The 22,932-nt window shown below is 65.8% G+C and carries 21 protein-coding genes; 6 read left to right on the top strand and 15 right to left on the bottom strand.

The window, feature by feature from the left end:
* Positions 1-13: 13 nt before the first annotated feature.
* The gene (locus GWK63_RS04355) at positions 14-1,717 is read right to left on the bottom strand and encodes a thiamine pyrophosphate-binding protein (RefSeq protein WP_007399357.1); all 1,704 of its coding nucleotides are present in this window, start codon (positions 1,715-1,717) and stop codon (positions 14-16) included.
* Here GWK63_RS04355 and GWK63_RS04350 point away from each other — a divergent pair.
* On the top strand, positions 1,716-2,063 hold the full coding sequence (locus GWK63_RS04350; RefSeq protein ID WP_007399356.1) for a hypothetical protein: 348 nt from the start codon (positions 1,716-1,718) through the stop codon (positions 2,061-2,063). The genes GWK63_RS04355 and GWK63_RS04350 overlap by 2 nt on opposite strands.
* 11 nt (positions 2,064-2,074) lie before the next feature.
* Positions 2,075-2,527 (top strand): hypothetical protein, encoded by a 453-nt coding sequence (locus GWK63_RS04345; protein ID WP_034931616.1) that lies wholly within the window; start codon positions 2,075-2,077, stop codon positions 2,525-2,527.
* A 239-nt stretch (positions 2,528-2,766) separates the two neighbouring features.
* On the opposite strand, the gene glk is transcribed toward GWK63_RS04345, so the two are convergent.
* Complete coding sequence (gene glk / locus GWK63_RS04340) at positions 2,767-3,735, bottom strand: glucokinase (RefSeq protein ID WP_007399354.1); 969 nt, start codon at positions 3,733-3,735, stop codon at positions 2,767-2,769.
* Between the two features lie 258 nt (positions 3,736-3,993).
* A complete protein-coding gene (locus GWK63_RS04335) occupies positions 3,994-4,791 on the bottom strand; it encodes an SDR family NAD(P)-dependent oxidoreductase (protein WP_039999406.1) in 798 nt (265 codons plus the stop codon).
* Positions 4,792-4,948: 157 nt separating this feature from the next.
* Here GWK63_RS04335 and GWK63_RS04330 point away from each other — a divergent pair, with 157 nt between their 5' ends.
* A complete protein-coding gene (locus GWK63_RS04330) occupies positions 4,949-6,109 on the top strand; it encodes a hypothetical protein (protein WP_007399350.1) in 1,161 nt (386 codons plus the stop codon).
* Between the two features lie 14 nt (positions 6,110-6,123).
* Here GWK63_RS04330 and thiL read toward each other — a convergent pair whose 3' ends face one another.
* The 11 genes from thiL to GWK63_RS04275 all read right to left on the bottom strand — a co-directional run bounded on the left by thiL (position 6,124) and on the right by GWK63_RS04275 (position 17,447).
* A complete protein-coding gene (thiL, locus tag GWK63_RS04325; protein ID WP_007399349.1) occupies positions 6,124-7,098 on the bottom strand; it encodes a thiamine-phosphate kinase in 975 nt (324 codons plus the stop codon).
* Between the two features lie 16 nt (positions 7,099-7,114).
* Positions 7,115-7,648, bottom strand: a complete 534-nt coding sequence (gene nusB / locus GWK63_RS04320) for a transcription antitermination factor NusB (protein WP_007399348.1) — start codon at positions 7,646-7,648, stop codon at positions 7,115-7,117.
* A gap of 72 nt (positions 7,649-7,720) precedes the next feature.
* A complete protein-coding gene (nrdR, locus tag GWK63_RS04315) occupies positions 7,721-8,227 on the bottom strand; it encodes a transcriptional regulator NrdR (RefSeq protein WP_034931674.1) in 507 nt (168 codons plus the stop codon).
* A 63-nt stretch (positions 8,228-8,290) separates the two neighbouring features.
* On the bottom strand, positions 8,291-10,123 hold the full coding sequence (gene recQ / locus GWK63_RS04310; protein ID WP_039999403.1) for a DNA helicase RecQ: 1,833 nt from the start codon (positions 10,121-10,123) through the stop codon (positions 8,291-8,293).
* A 23-nt stretch (positions 10,124-10,146) separates the two neighbouring features.
* The gene (locus GWK63_RS04305) at positions 10,147-10,521 is read right to left on the bottom strand and encodes an OmpA family protein (RefSeq protein ID WP_007399345.1); all 375 of its coding nucleotides are present in this window, start codon (positions 10,519-10,521) and stop codon (positions 10,147-10,149) included.
* 136 nt (positions 10,522-10,657) lie between these two features.
* Positions 10,658-12,355 (bottom strand): thiol reductant ABC exporter subunit CydC, encoded by a 1,698-nt coding sequence (cydC, locus tag GWK63_RS04300; RefSeq protein ID WP_007399344.1) that lies wholly within the window; start codon positions 12,353-12,355, stop codon positions 10,658-10,660.
* Positions 12,352-14,064 (bottom strand): thiol reductant ABC exporter subunit CydD, encoded by a 1,713-nt coding sequence (gene cydD, locus GWK63_RS04295; protein ID WP_039999401.1) that lies wholly within the window; start codon positions 14,062-14,064, stop codon positions 12,352-12,354. The genes cydC and cydD overlap by 4 nt, the downstream gene beginning before the upstream one ends.
* Before the next feature lie 98 nt (positions 14,065-14,162).
* Positions 14,163-15,965 (bottom strand): sensor histidine kinase, encoded by a 1,803-nt coding sequence (locus GWK63_RS04290; RefSeq protein ID WP_172459703.1) that lies wholly within the window; start codon positions 15,963-15,965, stop codon positions 14,163-14,165.
* The gene (locus tag GWK63_RS04285; protein WP_112209917.1) at positions 15,966-16,148 is read right to left on the bottom strand and encodes a hypothetical protein; all 183 of its coding nucleotides are present in this window, start codon (positions 16,146-16,148) and stop codon (positions 15,966-15,968) included.
* Positions 16,149-16,296: 148 nt separating this feature from the next.
* Complete coding sequence (locus tag GWK63_RS04280) at positions 16,297-16,860, bottom strand: sigma-70 family RNA polymerase sigma factor (protein ID WP_112210166.1); 564 nt, start codon at positions 16,858-16,860, stop codon at positions 16,297-16,299.
* A gap of 104 nt (positions 16,861-16,964) precedes the next feature.
* Positions 16,965-17,447, bottom strand: coding sequence for a sigma-70 family RNA polymerase sigma factor (locus GWK63_RS04275; protein WP_007399338.1), 483 nt, complete (start codon positions 17,445-17,447; stop codon positions 16,965-16,967).
* Between the two features lie 139 nt (positions 17,448-17,586).
* Here GWK63_RS04275 and GWK63_RS04270 point away from each other — a divergent pair, with 139 nt between their 5' ends.
* The 3 genes from GWK63_RS04270 to GWK63_RS04260 all read left to right on the top strand — a co-directional run bounded on the left by GWK63_RS04270 (position 17,587) and on the right by GWK63_RS04260 (position 21,717).
* The gene (locus GWK63_RS04270) at positions 17,587-18,327 is read left to right on the top strand and encodes a response regulator (protein ID WP_007399337.1); all 741 of its coding nucleotides are present in this window, start codon (positions 17,587-17,589) and stop codon (positions 18,325-18,327) included.
* Between the two features lie 130 nt (positions 18,328-18,457).
* Entirely contained in the window at positions 18,458-19,849 is a 1,392-nt protein-coding gene (locus GWK63_RS04265; protein WP_007399336.1) for an alpha,alpha-trehalose-phosphate synthase (UDP-forming), read from the top strand.
* A 41-nt stretch (positions 19,850-19,890) separates the two neighbouring features.
* Positions 19,891-21,717 (top strand): ABC-F family ATP-binding cassette domain-containing protein, encoded by a 1,827-nt coding sequence (locus tag GWK63_RS04260; RefSeq protein ID WP_007399335.1) that lies wholly within the window; start codon positions 19,891-19,893, stop codon positions 21,715-21,717.
* On the opposite strand, the gene GWK63_RS04255 is transcribed toward GWK63_RS04260, so the two are convergent.
* Positions 21,705-22,724 (bottom strand): Gfo/Idh/MocA family protein, encoded by a 1,020-nt coding sequence (locus GWK63_RS04255; RefSeq protein ID WP_034931587.1) that lies wholly within the window; start codon positions 22,722-22,724, stop codon positions 21,705-21,707. The two genes, GWK63_RS04260 and GWK63_RS04255, sit on opposite strands and share 13 nt — an antisense overlap.
* Positions 22,725-22,932: the final 208 nt, after the last annotated feature.

The raw sequence follows: 22,932 nt of genomic DNA, 5'->3' as shown, positions 1-22,932 counted from the left end.
GGGCGCAACGGCTTCATACAACCGTACTGATCACGATTTCCACCAGATTGGGACGGCCCGAAGCCATGGCGGCCTCGATGACGGGGGCGATGTCGTCTGCCCGTGTCACAAGGCGGGAATCCAGCCCATAGGACATTGCCATGGCCTGATAGTCGATGGGGGGGTCACGCAGGTCCATGGCCAGGAAATTGCCTTCCCGTGCCGAGACATAATGTGTCTGTCCGCGCATAAAGCCCTTGAGCACATTATATTCGCGATTATTCATCACCACGAAAGTCACCGGCAACTGCTCATGCGCGGCGGTCCACAGCGCCTGGGGGGAGTAGAGCGCCGCACCGTCGCCCACCAGGCAGACCACCGGCTCACGCCCCAGCCCCAGCGATGCCCCGACCGCGGCGGGCATGCCCCAGCCCAGCGCCCCCCCGCGCAGGAAGGAGTACTGCGCGGCCCAGTCACTATCGAGGAACATGCGGGTATAGGAGGATGTGGCAATCGCCTCATCCACAATCGCAACAGCGGGGCCGATGGCCCGCACCGCCTCATAGGCCGCGACGCAGGGTGCGACGACCGGATCATGGCGATGGCGGGCAACCAGTTCACATGCCTGCTCCTGCCGCGCCGCGCGGGCGGCCACAACCCGGTCACGCGCCGCCGTGAAGGCCGCCTGCCGGGGGCGGGTTTCCTGCACCAGCAGGGGCAGCAGTGCCTCAAGCGAGGCACGGATGTTACCCACGAGCGAAAGCGGGGTCTGGAACGTACGGCCCAGATCACGCGCATCGGCCGAGACCTGATAGACCGCGCATCCCGGCGGCACGGGGGAACCTTCGGAATACAGGATGGTGATCAGCGATTTGCCACCCAGCGCAAAGATCGCATCATAATCCGCCAGCCGGTGGGCGATGTCGGTTGCGCGCGTGGGCATGTTGCCCGCCCATAGCGGGCACGACGTGGCAAAGGGTATGCGCGACGGCCATGACGCGCCATAAACCGGCGCCCCCAGCACTTCGGCCACCGCCGCGACCTGTGCCGCCGCGTTCGCGCCATGCACCTCATCGCCCGCAATGATGGCCAGCCGCCCCGGCGTGATGGTGGCCAGCGCCCGCGCCAGTTCCGGCAGGCCGCCTGCTATCGAGTCCCGGTTGATGACGGACGGGAACCCGATATCGACATCACTGGCTTCCTCCATCACATCCATGGGCAGCGAGAGAAAGACCGGGCCGGACGGCGCGGCCATCGAATCGTTGAAGGCACGGCGCACCAGCACCGGCAACTGATCGGCATGCAGCACTTCCTGCGCCCATTTGACGGCGGGGGTGGCAATGCTGACCAGATCACCAAACAGAAGCGGGTCGGAAATCGTGTGCCGGGAATCCTGCTGTCCCGCCGTCACGACAAGTGGCGTCTGGGAAACACTGGCATTGAGCAGGTTGCCCATGCCGTGACCCAGACCGCCCGCCGTATGCAGGTTCAGGAAACCGGGCCGTCCCGCCGCCTGGGCATAGCCATCGGCCATGGCCACCACGCTCGCTTCCTGCAGGGCCAGGATATATTTCAGGTCCGGCCGGCGCTGGAGGGCATCGATCAGCGGCAGTTCCGTCGTGCCGGGATTGCCGAAGATGTAGCGGACCCCTTCACTTTCCAGAATTTCCAGCAGGATGTCCGCCCCACGCCGCCCCCCGGCGCGCCGTGCGGCAACTTCAAGCGGTGTAATGGCCATGCTGTTCCCTGCCTGCTTTTGTCATTATGGCCATGGCACCACGTTTTCAGGATCGGGTCCACCGCATGTCACTGAAGTGGATATCATTTTTTCCTTGAAAATGATAATAATTATTATTATCAATAACACAACCCGTGGGTTACCCGACAGCTTTCCAACCGTCGATTTCCCAACCTTCCTCACGGAACCTCAACGGCATCACCCCGGCCCGGGTGATGCCGTTCTTTTATGGACCGCAGCGATACGGAAGGCGCATATTTTCATGGCAGGCGTGCGCGGCCGGGCACTCTTTCAATTGACCCGCACGGGGGAACGCGAAGATGATACGGTCCATGTGCCGAAATGAAAGCAAACTCCTTGCCTGCTGACAGTCCTGCCGTTCACACGCCCGCATCCCCCGACACGGCGCACGCGACCGAACTGCCGCTGCCGACGGTCATCGAGGTCCTGCACCGTATCGGCACGCTCAATGCGCAGCATATTGCGGCGGCCCGTTTCTGGGCCACGGATTACCGTATTGGCGTGATGGGGGAAGATGACCCGCATCTGGACCGGACATCGCTCGGCCTGTCCCGCCGCCCCCTTAACGGACGCATGGGGTCGATCAACCGCTACAGATATATTCATGAAATCATTGGCAACCGCTACGAACGGGTCCTGATCGCCACCATGATCAACAATATGCCGATGCATGAACTGGCATACCATACCCAGCATGATGCCCATGACGTGGCGCATCTGATCACGGTGCTGCTGGAATTCCTGACCCGGCAGTACGATGCCATGCCCGGCCATCTGTGGCAGGGCTGAAAGCCCTGTCGCCACGCCTGCGGCGGTATCCGCCCCACGGGCAACAATACCGCCGGACGGATACGGACAGAATGCCTGAACGCTGCCTGAAACAGCCAATTCAGGAAACATCCAAGAATCACCGGAAAGTTCCAGGTGAAGCTTTTTTTTAAAGCTTCAAGGAACGTCGCCTTTCTGAAAAAAGGCGACACCCAAAAACTTTTATTATTTTTAAAAAATAAATTATTTCAAACAGGCTCTTAGCGATAAGCCTCGGCAAAGGCCGCGGCAGCACCCAGCAGTCCGGGCTGGGGGTAGGTGATCAGCTTGACGGGCATTTCCGCCATCATGCCTTCAAACCGGCCCTTGGCCACGAACCGCTCGGCAAAGCCGGAACTGGGCAGATGCTTGGCCAGGCGCAGCCCCAGACCGCCCGCGATCACGACGGCACTGCCCCCCTGCGCCAGGGCCAGGTCACCCGCGACCGTGCCAAGGCTGAGGCAGAAACGCTCCAGTGCCGCGGCGGCCACCGGGTCCGAGCCTTCCAGCGCCATGGTCCACAATGCCTTGTCATCGCGCGCCTTGACCGAAAGCTCACCCATTTCGGCAATCGCCTCATACAGGTTCAGCAGCCCCGGCCCGGATACCACGCGTTCGACCGATACGCGGCGGTAACGCCGGCGCAGCACGGTCAGGATCCGGTCCTCCAGCGGGTCAAGCGGGGAAAAATCGATGTGGCCGCCTTCGGTCTCGCACACGAAATAGCCGTTCTTGCGGCGCACGACATAGGCCGACCCCAGCCCGGTGCCCGGCCCGACAACGGTTGTCACACCCTCCTCGGGCAGCGGCACGTCCGGGCCGCAGATATGCTGGAGACTGTCCGCCCCCACCTGCGCCACCGCATGGGCCACGGCCCCGAAATCATTGACCAGGATCAGTTCATCCACCCCCAGCTTGACCGGCAGCCACGCGGGCTGGATCACCCACGGGTTATTGGTCAGCTTCAGGATATCGCCCTTGATGGGGCAGGCCACCGCAATGCCCGCGGCACGCGGCAGGGGGCGGTCGATCACGCTGGCAAAGGCTTCCCATGCCAGCTGAAGGCTGGCGTGATCGGCACATTTCAGGGTCGTGGCTTCCCCCAGTGTGACAACCCGGCCCTGGTCCACCTGGGCAATGGCGAAACGGGCATGCGTCCCGCCGATATCAACTGCTACGATCTCTTTCATGTCCGGTCACGCTCCGTGCCCATGCGGCATGCTCCTTGCCTGCAATTGCAATAAAAACAGTCTACGATCATGCCCCTCCCATCACATCTTGCGCAACAGGGGACAAAAATCAGGCATCGCAGGCCTGGTTGTTAACATATCTGTGCAGGAAACAAGCCCATGCTCCGGCCAATTTCATTGATCAATGTCACGAAATGGCCACAATCATCCAGATCCGCAACGAACGCCGTGCCCATGGGATGGCAGTCCTCCTGCCGCTCAGCCGGTCTGGTCGGCTTTGATTGCTGACAGAATGCGCCGCTTGAGCGGCCACGGCACCAGGGTATCGACCAGCCGCAGCACGGAAAACAGGAACGGAAAGACCAGATGCGGCCGGTCACGGTCCACCGCGCGGGCAATCCGGCGCGCGGCCATGGGGGCAGTCTGCAGGAACGGCTTGGCCCCCACCACGCGGCGGCTCATGGGCGTATCCACAAACCCCGGCGAGACCAGGGTCACCCCGATGCCAAGCGGGGCCAGCGCCATCTGCTGTGCCTCGGCAAAGCGTTTCAGCCCCGCCTTGGAGCCGGAATAGGCAGCGGCGAACGGCAGGGCATGGAAGGCCGCCACCGAACCGATCAGCACGATATGCCCCCGCCCGCGCGGCACCATGCATTCGGCGGCGGCGGCGGCCATGGCCGAAGGTGTTGCGTAATTGACCAGACCCAGCCTGAGCACGTCCTCCGCCCGTTCCACCACATCATCCCCGCGCCGCATGTCGCCCAGCCCCGCGGCAAGGATGACGATATCTAGCGGGTGGCTGGCATCGTCCTCTCGCAGGGCGGCGATGGCGGCCGTGCCATCGGCCACGTCCAATACGCGGGTCCGCACATCCACCCCGCAGCCACGCGCCCGGGCGGCCACGTTTTCCAGCCGTCCGGCATTGCGCCCCCACAGCACCAGCGGCCGCCCGCGGGCGGCGTAAAGCCACGCCAGTTCCGCCCCGATCCCGCTGGATGCACCCGTAATCAGCACATATCTGCCTTCATCCATGCGTGAAGCGGTCCTTACTGTCATTGTCCATCTTCCTTTTCAGGGTCCATCTGTGCAATGAGCACAACAACAGGACGGACCACCGAATCACTTCTCTCAACCCATGCCTGCATAGCCTGCGCGGTTCCACCATGGAAACAAGGGCCCATGCCGGTAATGTTCAGGATGCAACGAACCGGTCATGAACGAAACCGATCGTCTTACTATCATTCCCGTTTCCGGCTTTCGTCAGATGACCACCTTTATCCAGTTGCCCCGCCGCCTGTACGCCGGCCTGCCCGGTTACGTGCCGCCACTGGACCTGACCCAGCGCGACCTGCTGACACCGCGCAAGAACGCCTTTTTCCGGCTGGGCCGGGCGCAGTATTTCCTTGCCATGCGCGGCGGGCGCGCGGTGGGCCGGATCTCGGCCCAGATCGACCCGGTCTCCATGGCGCATTATGGCGAACCCGTGGGCTTTTTCGGGGCACTGGACGCGATTGACGACCTGGAGGTGGTCTCCGCCCTGCTGGATGCAGCGGGCACATGGCTGCGCCAGCATGGCATGAAACTCATGCGCGGGCCGCAGACGCTGGACAGCAATGGCGAATTCGGCGTGATGATCGAAGGCCATCACGCCATGCCCATGGTCGCCATGCCGTGGCACCCGCAATGGCTGCCGGGCATGATGGAGGCCTGTGGCTGCGTCAAGATACGCGACCTGGTGGCCTACCAGATGCGCACCGGCCCCGATGCGGAGGAAGCGCATCTGGTCCCCGCCAGCCTGCGCCTGGGGGAAGGACGGCTGGGCAATGTCACCACCCGTGGCCTGCGCATGGACCGGATCGAGGAGGATGGCGAGATCCTGCGCACGCTTTACAACGATGCGTGGCGCAACAACTGGGGTTCGATCCCGCTGGCGCGCGAGGATGTGCAGTCCATGATCGTGGAGATGAAGCCCATCCTGCGGCCGGAGCATTTCGTGCTGATCGAACAGGCCGGCAAGCCGGTCTGTGTTGCCTTTGTGGTGCCCAATGTATTCGATATCTCATGGGACCTGAACGGCGACCCCTCGCCGCTGGGCTGGCTCAAGCTGGGCAAGCGGCTGCTGCGGCATGAATTCCATTCCGCCCGCGTCATCCTGCTGGGGGTCAGTTCCACGCTGGATGGTACGGCGCTGGGCGCCATCATGCCCGCCCTGGCCATTACCGAACTGATGAAGCGCGGCCGCAGCCTGCCCTACCGCACCATCGAACTGGGCTGGGTACTGGAAACCAACCTGCCCATGCGCCGCCTGATCGAGCGCATCACGCCCCGGCCGTGCAAGCGCTACCGTGTGTACGACCGCCCGCTGGCGGACTGAACGCGCCTAGCCGCCTACATGGCATGGCTCCAGCCGCGCCGGGCCAGCACCATCTCTGCCCCGCTGGCGTCAAGCACGCGCACGCCCGCCCTTGCCACCACCTGCCCGATGCGGGTGACGGACACCCCCTGCCGCGCCGCATGGTCACGCAGCAACGCCTCATGCCCCGGCGGCACCGCCAGCAGCAGTTCATAGTCATCCCCCCCACCCAGGCAGGTGGGCAGCCATTGCGGCCCGAGCGCACGCACGGCGGGGGAAAGTGGCACCTGTGCCGCATGGATGACCGCGCCCACACCACTTTCGCGCGCCATGTGCCCCAGGTCCTGCACCAGCCCGTCGGAAACATCCATGCCAGCGGAAGCAACCGCACCAAGCGCCAGCCCCAGACGGGGGCGTGGCAACTGGTAGCGACCCGCCAGGTAGCCATCCCTGTCGGCTATCTCGCCCCGGCGTGCCAGAAGGCCCATCGCGCCATCGCCAATGGTGCCTGTCACCCATAGCCCGTCCCCCACGCGCGCCGTATTCCGGCGCAGTGCCATGCCGGGGGCGACATGCCCCAGCACGGTCAGCGAGAGCACCAGCGGGCCGGTGGTGGATGTGGTATCGCCCCCCAGCAGGGTAATGCCGAATTCCTGCTGGTCACGCGCAAGCCCGGTCGCAAAGCCCGCGAACCAGGCCTCGTCACGCGCGGGGGGCATGGATACCGTCAGCAGGTAGCCCAGCGGCGTCGCATCCATGCCCGCAAGGTCGGACAGGTTGCAGCGCAGCAGCTTGCGGCCAACGGTCTCCGCCGGGTCATCGGGCAGGAAATGCACGCTCTCCACCATGGCGTCGGCCGCGATCACGATCTGTCGGCCCGGTGGCGGGGTAAACACGGCGGCATCATCACGCAGGTCCAGCGCGCCATGGCCTGCAAGCGGGCGGAAAATACGGGCTATGAACCCGAATTCGGCTGGCAGCCCGGTATCGGGCAGGTCACGGCACGCCATGGCCGCCCATCCTGCTTCAGGATTCCGGGGTATCGGGCGTCACGTCCATGGCTGGCTGCGCCGCCGGTTCCTGCAGGCGCCGTGACAGCGCATCAAGCACGCCATTGAGCATGCGCGGCTCATCCCCCGCCAGAAAACCGTGGGCGATATCCATGTATTCATTGATGATGACACGCGCGGGGACGGGGTCCGCCCCCGTCATTTCGCCACCCGCCGCATGCATGATCGCGCGCAGCACCGGGTCCAGTCGGGCCAGCGGCCACGAAGCCGGCAGGATCTCGTGCAGCAGGCCGTCTATGCGCTCCTGCCGCGCCACGGCACCACGCACCACGATGCCAAACAGGCGGGCATCGGCATCGGGCACCTGCCCTTCGGCATAGCTGCCGTCCTGCACCACGGATGTGCCCAGCCGGTGGCGGTTGAACTGATTTATGACGTGCTCGGGGCTTTCGCCAGCCTGCTCGATCTGGAACAGGGCCTGCACCGCCGCCACGCGCGATGCGGTGCGGGAACGGACCTTGGGCTGCCGGTCACCGTCTGTCTGTGTCATGGCGGGGTACTCCTGCTGTGGCGATGCTGCGAAATCAGGGCTTCATCGCCTCTTTGGGCCGCGGGGTCCAGTTCAATCTTTGTCCTTGGCACCGTCGGGGGCAAAGTCGCTGCCCTCCTCCCCCGATACGGAGGCGGAAATCGTGTCCAGGATATCGGCAAAATCCTTGGTATCCCGGAAATCCCAGTGCACGCTGGCAAAGCGGATATAGGCCACGGAATCAATCTCGCGCAGCGTTTCCATGACCAGCCGCCCGATATCGCGTGAAGGGATATCCGTCTCCCCCATGGCTTCGAGACGGCGGACAATCCCGTTGACGATCCGCTCGATCCGCTCGGCATCGACCGGGCGCTTGCGCAGCGCGATGCGGACCGAGCGCGCCAACTTCTCGCGCTCGAACGGCACGCGGCGCCCGTCGGCCTTGATGACCACAAGATCACGCAGCTGCACCCGCTCGATGGTGGTGAAGCGCTGCCCGCACGCACCGCAGATACGCCGGCGCCGGATGGCGGCGCCATCTTCATGCGGGCGGCTGTCCTTGACCTGGGTATCATCATTTCCACAAAAGGGGCAACGCATGCGCAACGGGTTCCCGACTACAGCATAAAACAGGGGCGGCCCATGCCGGCCAGCCGGACGGGACTAGCCGCCCACTTCCGCCAGCACATCCAGCACGGCTTCACCATAACGGGCCAGCTTGGAGCCACCAACCCCACGGATCATACCCAGCTCATCCAGCGTGGATGGCCGCTCCATGGCAATGTCATGCAGCACGGCATCATGAAAGATAACGTAAGGCGGGATTTCCTGTTCCCGTGCCTCTCCCAGCCGCCAGGCCCGCAGGGCTTCGTACCGCGCGGCGGCCTCGGGCGCAAGATCGGGCCGTTGCGGGCGGGCATTCCCCATCGTGCGGGCGGCGGCCTTCAGGTCCTCGGTCGCGTCCTCGCGCAGCATGATCGGCTCCTCGCCACGCAGGATGGGGCGCGCGCGCCCTTCCTCCAGCGCCAGGGAGTTGTATTCACCCGTCACCTTTATCGCGCCACGGGCAATCAGCTGGCGGATCACCCCACGCCAGAAGGGTTCCGGCCGGTCCTGGCCGATGCCGAACACGCTCAGCTTCTCATGCCCGTGGCGCGAGACCATGTCCGATCCCTTGCCCCGCAGCACGCCCACCACATGCACCGCGCCAAAACGCTGGCCGGTGCGGTAGATGGCGGACAGCACCTTCTGCGCCGCCACCGTGCCATCAAACGTGGCGACAGGATTGCGGCAGTTGTCGCAATGCCCGCAAGCATGGTCCAGTTCCTCACCAAAACAGGACAGGAGGGACTGGGTACGGCAGCCGGTGGTCTCGGTCAGGGCGATCATGGCTTCCAGCCGCGCACTCATGATGCGTTTCTGGGCATCGGGCGCGTTGGACTGTTCCAGCCAGTAGCGTGCGCGCGCCATGTCATCGCCGCCATCCAGCAGCACCGTCTCGGCCTGTTCGCCATCACGGCCCGCGCGGCCGATCTGCTGGTAATACCCCTCGGGCGAGGAAGGCATGTCCAGATGCACCACCGCGCGCACATCGGGCCGGTCAATCCCCATGCCAAAGGCGATGGTGGCCACGATCACCACCGGCTCTCCCGAACGGAAGCGCATCAGCGCCGCACGCTTTTCAACAGGGGAAAGCCCGGCATGGAAGGGCAGCGCCGGATACCCCTTGCCCACCAGCGAACGCGCCACGCGCTCGGTCTTGCTGCGGCTGCCGCAATAGACGATGGAGGCCGCCCCCCGGTGCCGGTCCAGTATGGCGGTCAGCTGACGCAGTTCCGATGTCTTGGGCCGGACGGCGATATCAAGGTTGGGGCGGTGGAAACTGGCCTTGAGCACCGTGGCGTCGGGCATGGCCAGGGCTTCAAGGATGTCACTGCGGGTACGCGCGTCCGCCGTGGCGGTCAGGGCAATGCGCGGCACATGGGGGAAATGCTGCGGCAGCGCCGCAAGTTCGCGGTATTCGGGCCGGAATTCATGGCCCCAGGCGGAAATGCAGTGGGCTTCGTCAATCGCGATGACGGACAGCGTCAGCCGTCCCAGCCGCTCCAGCATGCCCGGAGAGAGCAGCCGCTCGGGCGAGACATAAAGGATATCCAGCCGTCCCGCCACCAGGTCGGCGCGCACGCGGGCGGCCTCGTCGGGTTCCAGTTCGGAATGCAACGCGCCGGCATTGACCCCCAGCTGGCGCAGGGCGGCCACCTGGTCATCCATCAGGGCGATCAGGGGCGAAATGACAAGCCCGGTGCCCGGCCGGGCCAGGGCGGGCACCTGATAGCACACGCTCTTGCCGCCGCCCGTGGGCATGAGCACAAGGCAGTCGCGCCCGGCCATGACCTCATCCACGGCCTGCTGCTGCAGGCCGCGAAAGTCGGGAAAACCGAAAACATCGGCCAGCACGCCGCGCGGGTCGCGCGACGGGACTGCGTGCGGTGTCATGGCATGAAGCGGTGCGCCGTCGCTCAGTGTCCGCCCACCTCGATCTCGACGCGGCGGGACGCCAGCGCACCGCTTTCATTGTTCATCGGGCCGCGCGGCTGCTGGCGGATGCGGCTGGTGTCCACGCCATCCACCACCAGCTGGCGGGCGACGACCTTGGCGCGGTCAATGGCCAGCAGTTCATCGGCCGACAGGTCATGGCTGGCGGCGGCGTAACCTTCGACACGCACATTGGCGTGGCTGGCCACCGCCCGCTGGGCCGCCTGCGTGATGACGGTCTGGGCCGGCGTGTCAAGCTGGGTGGAGTTCTCGGTAAAGAACACGACATATTTGCCCGGATGGCCACCAGCGCATCCTGTCAGCAGACCAAGACCAAGAAGAAGGGACAGGCGACGCATGATGAACTTACTCCTGTTTCAGAGATTCAAAAGACGGACCGCTTGCGCGCTTCTGGTGCGTCCGACCCGGTTTTCCGCTACTTCGTGCCCTGCGGGGCTGGGCACGTCAATCCTCTGGACCGACATGCCCGCCTTCTTATGCACCAATACCGGCCATCTTGCCGCCAGAAATCCGCCATGCGTGATCCAGTTTTTCAACCCCCGCCAGCCGGTGGGCAATCAGGATGACCGTGCGGCCGCGTGTGACTTCATTCAGGGTCAGCAGGAATTCCTGCTCGGTCCGCGCATCAAGCCCCGTGGCCGGTTCATCCAGAATCAGGATTGGCGCGCGTGAAAGCAGGACACGCGCCAGCGCAAGCCGCCTGCCCTGCCCGCCCGACAGGCTGGCCCCGCCTTCCCCCAGCCAGCTGTCCAGCCCTTCGGGCAGGTCACGCACCACATCGGCCACCCGGGCCTGCTCCAACGCGGCCCACAGTTCCGCCTCGTCCGCGTCGGGCCGACCCAGCAGCAGGTTGGCACGAATCGTATCGGCGAACAGATGCGTCGCCTGTGAAAGCCATGCAATGCGCCCGCGCAGGTCGTCATCGCGGATGGTGGCGATATCCTGCCCCCCCAGCGTGATGCGTCCCGCCTCGGGCGCCACCACCTTGAGCAGCAGCGCCGCAAGGGTGGACTTGCCCGCCCCCGATGCCCCGAGTATCGCAACGCGCTCGCCCGCCGCTATAGTCAGGCTCAGGTCATCCAGCACCGGCTGGCGGTGGGCATCCCAGCGGAAGGTAACGTGCTCGAAGCGGATATCCGTGCCGGCCGGTGCCGGTTCGGTGCCTTCGGGCGGGGCATGTTCGGGCATGGCGCCCACCGCCACCACCCGCGCCGCCGCACGGGTAATGCTACCCGCCAGCGCACCGGCACGGGTCAGGCCGCCCACGCTTTCAAACGCCGCCACGGTCAGGAACAGCACGGCTGCCGCGGGCAGCGGGGCAATGCGCGGCAGGCCCAGGCCAAGGGCCGCCGCCAGCACGGCCACGACCGCCGCCTGCCCGCACAGATAGGACGCGGCACCGGCCAGGGCCAGCATGCGCGCCTGCCGCATCTGTGCGCGGAACAATGCCGCGTCACGGGCATGGACATGGTCACGCATGCGGCCTTCCGCGCCAAAGGTCGCGATCTCGCGCAGGCCGCCCACCATATCCAGCACGCCAATGCGCAGCTGCGCGCTGGCATGGCTGACCAGCCCGCCCTCGCGCCGCCCCAGAATGGCGGCAAGCAGGGGCAGGCCAAAGGCGCCACAGGCGAACAGCCCGCTCACCACCAGTGCCAGTTCGGTATCCACCATATTGATGGCAATGAACAGGAACGGCAGGACCAGCAGCGCGCCCGCAAGCGGGATGATGATGCGCAGGTAAAGCCCGTCCAGCGCCTCGACATCGGACACCAGACGCGACAGCAGGTCACCCGCGCGGCGGAAGCCAAGCCCCGCCGCGGCGCCGCGCGCCAGATGGCGGAAGAACCAGACCCGCACATCCGCCAGCGCGCGGAACATGGCATCATGCGTGACCAGACGCTCGGTATAGCGCAGGATAACGCGCGAGGCGCCAAAGATGCGCAGCGCCCCGGTGGTGACCACCAGCATGCCCACCGTCATGGCCGCCACACGCAGCCCCGCCGCCCGCATGAGCAGCAGCCCGATCAGCAGCGCCAGCAGCGACAGCAGCGCGCCCGCCGTCAGCAGCGGTGCGCGGCGCTGCCATATCTGCAGGATCTGCAGCACCGGGGCCAGCACGCCCTCGCGCCGTGCCTGGCGCGAGAATTCCCGGTTTTCCGTGGATTTCACGATGCATGCTCCCCGCTGGTGACAATCCGCCCGTGGTCAAGGTCGATCCGCTGGCCGCCAAAGCCAGCCGCCGCCGGCGAATGGCTGGCCAGGATGACGGTGCGATGTTCCGCCAGCCTGCGCAGGCTGGCGAACACATCCGCCTCGGTTTCCGGGTCGAGATGCGAAGTGGGTTCATCCAGCAGCAGCAGCGGCGCGTCCTTGAGAAAGGCGCGTGCGATCGCCACCCGCTGGGCCTGCCCGCCAGACAGGCCGAACCCGCCTTCGCCAATGCGCGTATCAAGCCCGTGGGGCAGATGGGCCACGAAACTGTCCGCCGCCGCCGCTGTGACGGCGGCCTGCAGCTGGGCCTCGGTCGCAGCGGGACGGGCAAAAAGGATGTTTTCGCGCAGCGTACCCGCGAACAGCACCGGCTTCTGCCCGATCCACGATGTGATGGCCACCAGTGCGGCGGGGTCGATGGCCGCCATGTCGGTGCCATTGAAGGTGATGCGCCCGGCTGCGGGCTGGATGAAGCCCAGCAGCATCTCGATCAGGGTGGACTTGCCCGAACCCGACGGCCCCCACAGCACGACGGCCTGCCCGGCGGGCACGGTGAAGGAAATGTCCTCCAGTGTCGCCCCCCGCGCGGCGTCCCACGCGAAACCCACGTTCTCGAACGCCACCCGCACGCCCTGCCCCGCGTCACACAGCGCCCGGCCTTCGGCCCGCGCGGTGACGGCATCGGGCAGGATCCGCATGGCCGCCGCCGCACCCGAGGCATGGGCACGATCCTGATAGGCCAGCGCCAGACTGCGGAAGGGGGCGAAGAACTCCGGCACCAGCAGCACGACAAACAGCCCGCGCGCCACATGCGCCGCCATCACGGTGGCGGGCACGCCCTGTTCATGCAGCGCCATGATCTGCGCCCCGTTGCGCAGCGCCACCAGCACCAGCGCCACGACCAGCGCGCAGTCAATGGAGGCGGAGGAGAGGAACGCGACACGCAGCACCTTCATGGTCCGCATGCGCAGTTCCTCGGCGCTTGCGGCAAGGCGACGGGTCTCGTCCTCGGTCCGGCCGGACAGCACGATGGTGGCAATGCCACGCACCCGGTCCAGAAACCGCGCCTGCAGACGGGTCATGGCCAGGAACTGGTTGCGCGACGCCACGGCGGCCCCGATGCCGAACAGCGCCTGGCCAAACGGCACGGCAAGGCCGCATGCCGCCATGATCAGCGCCGAACCCGGCTGGACCAGCGCCGCAAGGACGCCAATGACAAGCGGCGCCGCCACCCACAGCACGGAAGCGGGCAGCCAGCGGGCGAAAAACCCGTCCAGCGCCTCGATCCGGTCAACGGCAAGGGCCGTGAGTTCCCCGCTATGGTGATTACGCAGCAGGCCCGGCCCGCCGCGCAGGATGGCATCGACCACGCCCCCGCGCAGCCGCGCGCGCGCCTTCATGCCCGCACGCGCGGCCAGCACGTCAATACCCATCTGCAGCGCGGCGCGCAGCACGGCCAGCCCGACAAGACCGGCAAGCGGCCATGCCGCCACCTTCGTACCGCCCGGCACCAGCACGCAGGCCAGTATGCTGGCCACGCACCAGACCTGTCCCACCGCCACACCGGCCACCGCCAGCCCCAGCAACACTACAGGCATGGCCAGCCTGCGCCCAAGGCGCGACTGTGCCCTGGTCCACGCCTTCATCACTGTCTTGTCATCGTTCATGACCGCTCCCTATACCGAATGACACGGCACAGGGACAGTCATCATGCGCCGCCCCAAACTGCCCGGAACATAACTCTGCCATGCATTTTTGCATGCGATCAGGGGGCCATTTCGTCTTCTTCGGGCTGCTTTAGTGGAAAAACAAGGACATAACGTGTCCCGTTTTCCTCAAAAATCTGCAGGTTGCCCCCCAGCTGGCGCGCAAAGCCCCGGATCAGCTGCATGCCGATGCCACTGCGGGCCTCATGTTCATGCGCATTGCTGCGCACGGCGGCCATGCCCACGCCGTTATCGGCAATCCACAGGCAGGCCCGCCCGCCATCCAGCGCGCGCAGCCCCACTTCCAGCGTGCCGCGCTGCTGGTCGGGGAAGGCATACTTGATCGTGTTGCTGACCGCTTCCGTCACGATCAGGGCCAGCGGCACGGCCTGGTCGGGCACCATGAGCAGGTCATCCACGCGGATGTCGAGCGTGATCCGCCCTTCGTCGGATTCGCCAATGGCGTGCATGATCTGGCCGCACAGTTCGCGCACGAAGCTCTGCATGTTCAGGCTGTACAGTTCCCCATCGGCGTACAGGTAGCGGTGCAGGGTGGCCAGCGCGCGCACGCGGTCGCGCGCCTGGGCGAATTCTTCCCTTGCCGCGGGCTGGCGGATCCGCCCGGCCTGCAGGTTGAGCAGGGACGCCACGATCTGCAGGTTGTTCTTGACGCGATGATGCATTTCCTTGAGCAGCAGTTCCTGGCGCACCTGCGCGCGTTCCAGCCGCTTCTCATGCCGCGCCAGCCTGCGCGTCGCCTTGCTGAAGGCGTGGGCAAGCTGCCTGACCTCCAGCGGCATGGCCCAGTTGGAACGGACTTCATACATCCCCCCCAGCTGCCACTGGTTGACCGATGCCGTAAGCCTGCGCAGCGGCGTTATGACCAGCACGTCGGCGCTCTTGGACGCACCCAGCAGGCCGACAAGCAGCAGCAGCCCGCTGCTGACCAGCGATATGGCGAACATGACCACCGCGTGCCGCTCCCCCGCGTTGCGCCGCGTCATGGTCAGCACATGCACGCCCCCCAGTACGCGCCCCACGGAAAACGCGCCGTCCGACAGCGTGACATGGACCTGTTCGTGCCCCTGCGCCATCATGGCGCGCGCCCACTGCATGATCCGCGCCGGGGGCCGGGTGACCCAGTTGCAGTCCGCGCACAGCGGGGCTGCCATGCGGGCGCGGGCGTCCAGCACCCATATCTCGATCGGGCCATTCTGCTGCAGCAGGTCAAGCCGGGGATCGCTGGACTGCAGGATGCTGCTGCGCCAGGACAGGGGCATGACGGCGGCAAGATAGCCCGCGCGCGCCGGGCGGCCCATGTCGTCACTGATCATGGTGGCGACGGTAATGCGGAAGAAAGCGGGAACGTTGGTCAGCGGATCGGTAATGACCCGCATGCCGATATCACCCTGGAAGCGGGGCATGTCATCCACCGTAAGCGGGATGACATCCGTCATCCGGCCCACGGCGGTCAGGATGTTGCCGCGGTCATCGGTCAGGGCGATCTGGCTGTAATGCTGCCCGGTCAGGGACTGGACCAGTTCAAGCATGCGGTGCAGGCCGCCGTCATCAAGCCGCATGCGCGAGACGGCCCTGAGCAGCGAGCCGAGATGCTCGGATTCGTGGCGCAGTTCCAGATCAATGCGCGCCACGGCCAGGTCCGTGCGATAGCCCGGTGCCTCCAGCGTGTTGTGATAGCTGTGCCACGCCTGCACCGCGCCGATCATGGCAATGGGGGTGGCGGCCAGCAGGATGATGGCCATCATCCGGCCACGCACGGCATCGAACACACGACCGATACGGGTGAACAGGCTACGGTGGCGGCCCTGCCTGCCCTGACCCGGGGAGCGAAATACGGACATTTATTTTGTCCGTTTCCGGTCTTCCTCAATCAGGCGCAGCAGTTCCTCGGGGACAGGTTCCTTGGTCACATCATCGAACAACTGATGCAGCCCCCGCTTCAACCATAGCTCGAACGCATCATCCAATCTGTTTGTGGACTTCTTTCCTGGTTGCCTGGGAGGACACTTGTCCTTCAGAGCCATCGCATTATCCCGAAGTAAATTCCCACCTCAACCACATCCCCGCACATGCGGGAACGTGCATCTTACCCTGCTGTATCCTGACAGACTGGCGCGGGCATACCTGTCAGTGCCATATTAACACCACAATTCAAAGTGGGAATTCGCTTGGTCAGAACGATGCCGCAACAGGTTCGCCCACGCGGGCGCGCAGGCGCTGCACGGCCCCGCGCAGTTCGACGGTCGACAGGTCACGCTCTTCGCCATACAGCCATGTGGCAAGCTGGCGGCGGGCACGGAACACGCGGCTCTTGGCGGTGCCCACGGCACATCCCGTGGCGGCGGCCAGTTCGTCATAGCTCATGCCCTGCATCACCACCAGCACCAGCGCCTCGCGCTGGTCGGCGGGCAGGCGGTTCATGGCTTCGGCCAGTTCCTTGACCACCAGGCTCTCTTCATGCGCGCCGCTTCCCGCCATGGCGGACGCGGGCACGTCCTCGATATTGCCGGTCTCGCGCTTCTTGCGCAGGTCGGAAATGAAACGGTTGCGCAGGATGCGGTGCATCCAGGCGGAAAAATTGGTGCCGGGCGTGAAGCTGTGCTGCGCAGCCAGCGCGTTGCACACGGCATCCTGCACCAGATCATCCGCCGCCGCGCGGTTGCGCGTCAGCGACAGGGCCTGAACGCGCAGGCGGGGCAGGATTGCAATCATCTCGTCATGGAAGCTGCCGGTCATCTTGGTCTCCGCTTTGATGTCGTTCATGCAGAGGGAATGAACAGGAAGCGCGAAAGGTTACATCCGGGCATATAACGAAAACGCGAGCAGGCGGAAAAAGGCCCCTACGCCCCCCGGCCCGGGCCACCGTCGCCCATGTATTCCATGATCTGCGCGCGCGCGCGTGACACACGGGCCTTGATCGTGCCGACCGTCACGCCGCACACGGCCGCGGCCTCCGCATAGGTCATTTCCTGAACGCCCACCAGCACCAGCGCCTCACGCAGGCGGGGGGAGAGCCGCCAGATCGCGCCGTTGAGGTCACGCAGGGCATCGGCCTCCCCTTCCGGCGTGCCGCTTTCGGGGCGGTCGGGACGCAGGGCGTAATCCGACATCACATCGCGCTCGCGCCGCCTGTGGCGCGCCTGCTCGTAGAACAGGTTGCGCGCGATGGTGTACAGCCACGCCTTCATGCTGGTGCCGGGCGTGAACTGCCCGATCGCATCCAGCGCCCGCAGCACGGTTTCCTGCACCAGATCGTCCGCCGCCGCCGCCTGCCCGGTCAGGAAACGGGCAAAACCCCGCAACTGGGGGAGAAGGGCAAGCATCTCCCCACGCAAGTGCGTGACCGCCGACGGATCAAGTGGTATTCTGGATTCCAGTTTGTTTACTCTTCAACTCTTGCAGCACAGCCTAACGCTGTCATGATCCGGAGTGTAACAGTTTATCTGGGGAGATGAATGCCTCATGCCGCTATCACGGCGTCAAGACCTGCTTCGCGCCCTGCCCTATGCCCGGCGTTACGCCCGCGCATTATGCGGCAGCCAGTCCAGTGGCGACCTGCTGGTGGCCGAGAGCCTGCGCGAACTCATGGCGGTGGATGATCCCGCCATGCCACCAAGGCTGCGTCTGTACCAGTGGATCTCGCGTCACCATGCGCAGAACGGCACGGAAAACACGAAGGCGGGCGGCATGCCGCCCATGGCGCGCAAGCTGCTGCTGCTGACATCGCTGGAGGAACTGAGCCCGGCCGACGCCGCGCGCGTGCTCTCGCTCAGCCCCACGCAGGCCGCCACCATGCTGGAAGATGCCCATGCCCGCCTGCGCTCCTGCGCGCAGACCAGCGTGCTGATCATCGAGGACGAACCCATCATCGCGATGGACATCGAGGAACTGGTGCGCCAGTGCGGGCATACCATAGCCGGTGTTGCCAGCAGCGAGGCCGAGGCCATCCGCCTGGCGCGCGAGACCCGTCCCGGCCTGATCCTGGCCGACATCAACCTGGGTGACGGGGGGGACGGCATGCACGCGGTGTCCAGCATCCTGCAGCATCAGGACATTCCCATCATCTTCGTCACCGCCTATCCCGAGCGCCTGCTGACCGGCGACACGATCGAGCCGGCCTTCGTCATCACCAAGCGGTTCGAACCGCTGACCCTTGCGGTCTCGACCTACCAGGCCGTTTCCGGTGGCGTGCCCCTGAACTGACGCAACCGCATGCCAGCACTGGCGTCAGTGGCATCCCCTCCCCCCGCCGTTGCGTGTATGCTGAACGTTCCGGCCGTGCAGTCGGGCGGTGCTGGTGCACTACTGCAACCGCTTAATTCAAGAGGGCAGAATGAAACGGCTGGTCATCGTCTCCAATCGCGTTCCCGTTCCCAAGGAAGGACTGCGCCCCGGTGGCCTGGCCGTCGTGCTCAAGGACCTGCTGGCACGCAAGGGCGGCATGTGGTTTGGCTGGAACGGCACCTGCCACCCCGACGCGGCCCACCTGCCCCCCGCACTCCAGAAGGCCGAAGGCGTGGAATACGCCACCATCGGCCTGACCCCGGCCGAGCACCGCAATTACTATACCGGCTTTTCCAACTCCACGCTGTGGCCGCTCATGCATTCCCTGCCCGAGCACATCCACTTCGAACGGCGCGAGCTTGCCAGCTACTGGTCGGTCAACGAACGGTTCTGTGAAAACCTGCTGCCGCTGCTGCGCGCGGATGACGTCATCTGGATCCATGACTACCACCTGCTGCCGCTGGCCGCCCTGCTGCGCCGCCATGGCGTGCGCCAGCCCATCGGCTTTTTCCTTCACACCCCGTTCCCCGCGCCGGACATGCTGGCCACCGCCCCCGATGGCGGCACCTTCCTGCGCGACCTGCTGCGCGCCGACCTGCTGGGTTTCCAGACGGCGGATGACACGGCCAATTTCATCTTCGCCGCCACCCGCAAGGCAGGCGCCGTGGCCATGGGCGACGATGCCCTGACATTTGAAGGGCATACGGTGCGGGTCGGCACCTTTCCCGTCGAAATCGACCCCACCCGCTTTGCCGCGACCGCGCGCGATGCCGCGGACCTGGAGGACCTGCGCCGGCTGTCGGGTTCGCTGGCGGGGCGCAGGCTGGTCTTTGGCGTGGACCGCATGGACCCCACCAAGGGGCTGGACCACCGGCTGGCGGGCTATGAACGCTTCCTGGAAACCTATCCGCAGCGCGAACGCCAGGTCACGTTCCTGCAGATCGCGGCCGAAAGCCGGACGGATGTGGCATCCTACCAGGCGCTGCGCAACAAGCTGGAACACCAGATCGGCCAGCTCAACGCCCATCGCGGGCAGGCGGACTGGACACCGCTGCGCTTCCTGACACGCGGCAGCCCGCGCCCGACGGTGGCAGGCTACATGCGGCTGGCCGATATCGGCTACATTACCCCCCTGCGCGACGGAATGAACCTGGTGGCCAAGGAATTCATCGCAGCCCAGGACCCCGAAGACCCTGGCGTGCTGATCCTCTCCCGCCTGGCTGGCGCCGCAAAGCAGCTGGATGCCGCGATCCTGGTCAACCCGCTTGACCATGATGACATGGCCGACGCGCTGGAACGCGCGATGGTGATGTCGGCCGCGGAACGGCGCGAGCGCTGGCAGTCCTGCTGGAACAGCATCGCCAGCCGCACCGCCCTGGGGTGGGGGCTGTCGTTCCTGAACATACTGGAGGGGGCGAAACAGGCGTGCCCGCCCGCGTAGCAGCCCTTGCGCACCGTGCCATGGAAGGGACATAAGCGGACATGGCTTCTCCTCCCCTTCTTCTCCTTCAGGATATTACCCTTACCCTTGGTGGCGCGCCGCTGCTCAACGGGGCGGGATTTGGCGTGGGCGCCGGTGAGCGGCTGTGCCTTGTCGGCCGCAACGGATGCGGCAAGTCCACCCTGCTGCGCATCGCGGCGGGTGAGATACAGGCCGATGATGGCACCGTTTTCGTCCAGCCCGGCACCACGATACGCTACCTGCCGCAGGAACCCGACCTGTCGGGCTTTGCCACCACGCTGGATTACGTGCGTGCCGGCATGGGGCCGGGCGACCCGGATTACCGCGCCGAACTGCTTCTGACGGAACTGGGGCTGAACGGTACGGAAGACCCGGCCACCCTCTCGGGCGGGGAAGCGCGACGCTGCGCGCTGGCCCGGGCACTGGCCCCCGAACCCGACCTGCTTTTGCTGGATGAGCCGACCAACCATCTGGACATGCCCACCATCGAATGGCTGGAGCGTGAACTGCTGTCGCTCTCTTCCGCCATGGTCATCATAAGCCATGACCGCAGGCTGCTGGAGACGCTGTCGCGTTCGGTCGTGTGGCTGGACCGGGGCATCACCCGCAGGCTGGACCAGGGATTCGCGCGCTTCGAGACATGGCGCGAGGACGTGCTGGAGCAGGAAGAACGCGACAGCCACAAGCTGGACCGCCAGATCGCGCGCGAGGAAGACTGGATGCGCTACGGCGTGACCGCGCGCCGCAAGCGCAATGTCCGCCGCGTGGCCGAACTGGCCGAACTGCGCAACACCCGCCGCAATGCCATCCGCCCGCAGGGCGGGGTAAAGATGGAAGCACGCGAGAGCGACCTGTCAGGCAAGCTGGTGGCGGTGGCCGAGGACATCTCGCGCGCCTATGACCCCGCCCACCCGGTGGTCAGCCATCTTGACCTGCGCATCCTGCGCGGGGACCGGCTGGGCATCGTGGGCGCCAATGGCGCGGGCAAGAGTACGCTGCTGCGCCTGCTGACGGGCGTGGACAGGCCGGATTCGGGCTCCATCGCCATTGGCAGCGCGCTGAACGTGGTCACGCTGGACCAGCAGCGCCGCACGCTCGACCCCAATGCCACCCTGGCCGATACGCTGACCGGCGGCGGCGGCGACATGGTGCAGGTCGGCACCGAGAAGCGCCACGTCATCGGTTACATGAAGGACTTCCTGTTCCGCCCCGAGCAGGCGCGCACGCCGGTGGGCGTGCTGTCGGGCGGTGAGCGGGGGCGGCTCATGCTGGCCTGCGCGCTGGCCCGGCCCTCAAACCTGCTGGTGCTGGACGAGCCGACCAACGATCTTGACCTTGAAACGCTGGACCTTTTGCAGGACATGCTGGCCGGCTATTCCGGCACGGTGCTGCTGGTCAGCCATGACCGTGACTTCCTCGACCGGGTCGCCTCCTCCATCCTGATGGCGGAAGGCGGCGGGAAATGGGTGGAATACGCCGGTGGCTACAGCGACATGCTGGCCCAGCGCCGTGATGACACGCTGGCCGCCCGCCCGCGGCAGGAGCGCACGGACACCACACCGGCCAGAACCGACGTGACGCCTTCCGCGTCCCCCCGCCAGCCCGCGCGCAAGATGTCCTACAAGGACAGGCACGCGCTGGAACAGCTGCCCAAACAGATGGCGGCGCTGGAAAGCGAGATCGAACGCCTGCGTGCCCTCCTGAGCGATGCGGGACTTTACGCGCGCGACCCCGCCGCCTTCACCGCCGCCACCACGGCGCTGGAAAAGGCACAGGCCGACCTGACGGCGGCGGAAGAACGTTGGCTGGAACTGGAAATGCTGCGCGAGACGCTTCAGTCCCCCTGAACGGGGGGAATGATCAGGCCCGATGCTTCCATCCGCGCACGGGTGGCGGCAATGCCCTGCGTTACCGCAAGGGCCGCCGCCAGCGCGCGGCGTCCGGCCACGGCATCGACCAGCACTTTCGCCCCATCAAGGCAGGAGGCGGCAAAGGCCGCGTGCTCGGCGGCCAGCGTGTCATGGTCGCGCCATGTCACGGCTTCGCGCCGGAAGCCGCCCGTGCCCGGCAGCGGCAGGCCACGCTCGCGCCCGATCATGGTCAGTTCACGCTTCATGAAATCGGCGGACAGGTAGCCTTCCTGCGAGAACAGGCGCATCCGCCGCTCGGTCTTGAGCGAGATGCGGCTTGCGGTAATGGTGGCGACACAGCCATTTTCAAAACGTACGCGGGCGTTGGCAATGTCCTCGAACGGGGAACTGACGGCCGCCCCCAGCGCGTCCACGCTCTCGATCGGGCTGTCCACGATGGCCAGCACCAGATCAAGGTCATGGATCATGAGATCAAGGATGACCGAGACATCCGTGCCGCGCGGCTTGTAGGGGGCGATGCGCGTGGCCTCGATATAGAGCGGGCGGGAAATGCGTTCGGTAATGGCCCGGTGCTCGGCCGAATAGCGCAGCAGGTGCCCCACCTGCAGCACCACACCCTTCGCATGGGCCAGACGGGCCAGTTCGTCAGCCTGTTCCAGCGTTGCGGCCATGGGTTTTTCCACCAGCACATGGCGGCCCGCCGCAAGGGCCTGCCGGGCCAGGTCGAAATGATATTCGGCAGGGGCCGCGACGATGATCGCATCCGAACAGGCCAGCAGATCGGGATAGGACAGCACCGGCACGCCACCGGCTTCCCGCGCCACCACGCGCGCGCGGTCCCCATCCGGGTCATGGATGCCCGTCAGGACCTCACGCGCGGAATCCAGCACCTTGAGCGCATGGAAACGGCCAAAATGCCCGGCCCCCACAATGCCGATGCGCAGCTGCCGCCCCGCCGTACCCGCGCCTGCCGCCTGCGTCATGCCCCGTTCCTGTCCTGTCGTGTTCCCTCCATCCCGATTAGCAGCCAGGGGTGGCGGCGCACACCCCCGCCACGCTCACACCCGGCATGAATGAAAAAACGGAATGCGGCAAAACGGCAACGTCCACCATGCCTGTGGCGCATCAGCGGTTGCATCATCGGGCCGGGAGCGGCATGTTCCCGCCACTGAATTTCGTGCACACGAGACA

Source organism: Komagataeibacter rhaeticus, assembly GCF_011611525.1.
In the GTDB taxonomy this organism is placed as follows: domain Bacteria; phylum Pseudomonadota; class Alphaproteobacteria; order Acetobacterales; family Acetobacteraceae; genus Komagataeibacter; species Komagataeibacter rhaeticus.
The sequence above is the reverse complement of the archived record's forward strand: the minus strand, read 5'-3'. Positions and strand labels throughout refer to the sequence as shown.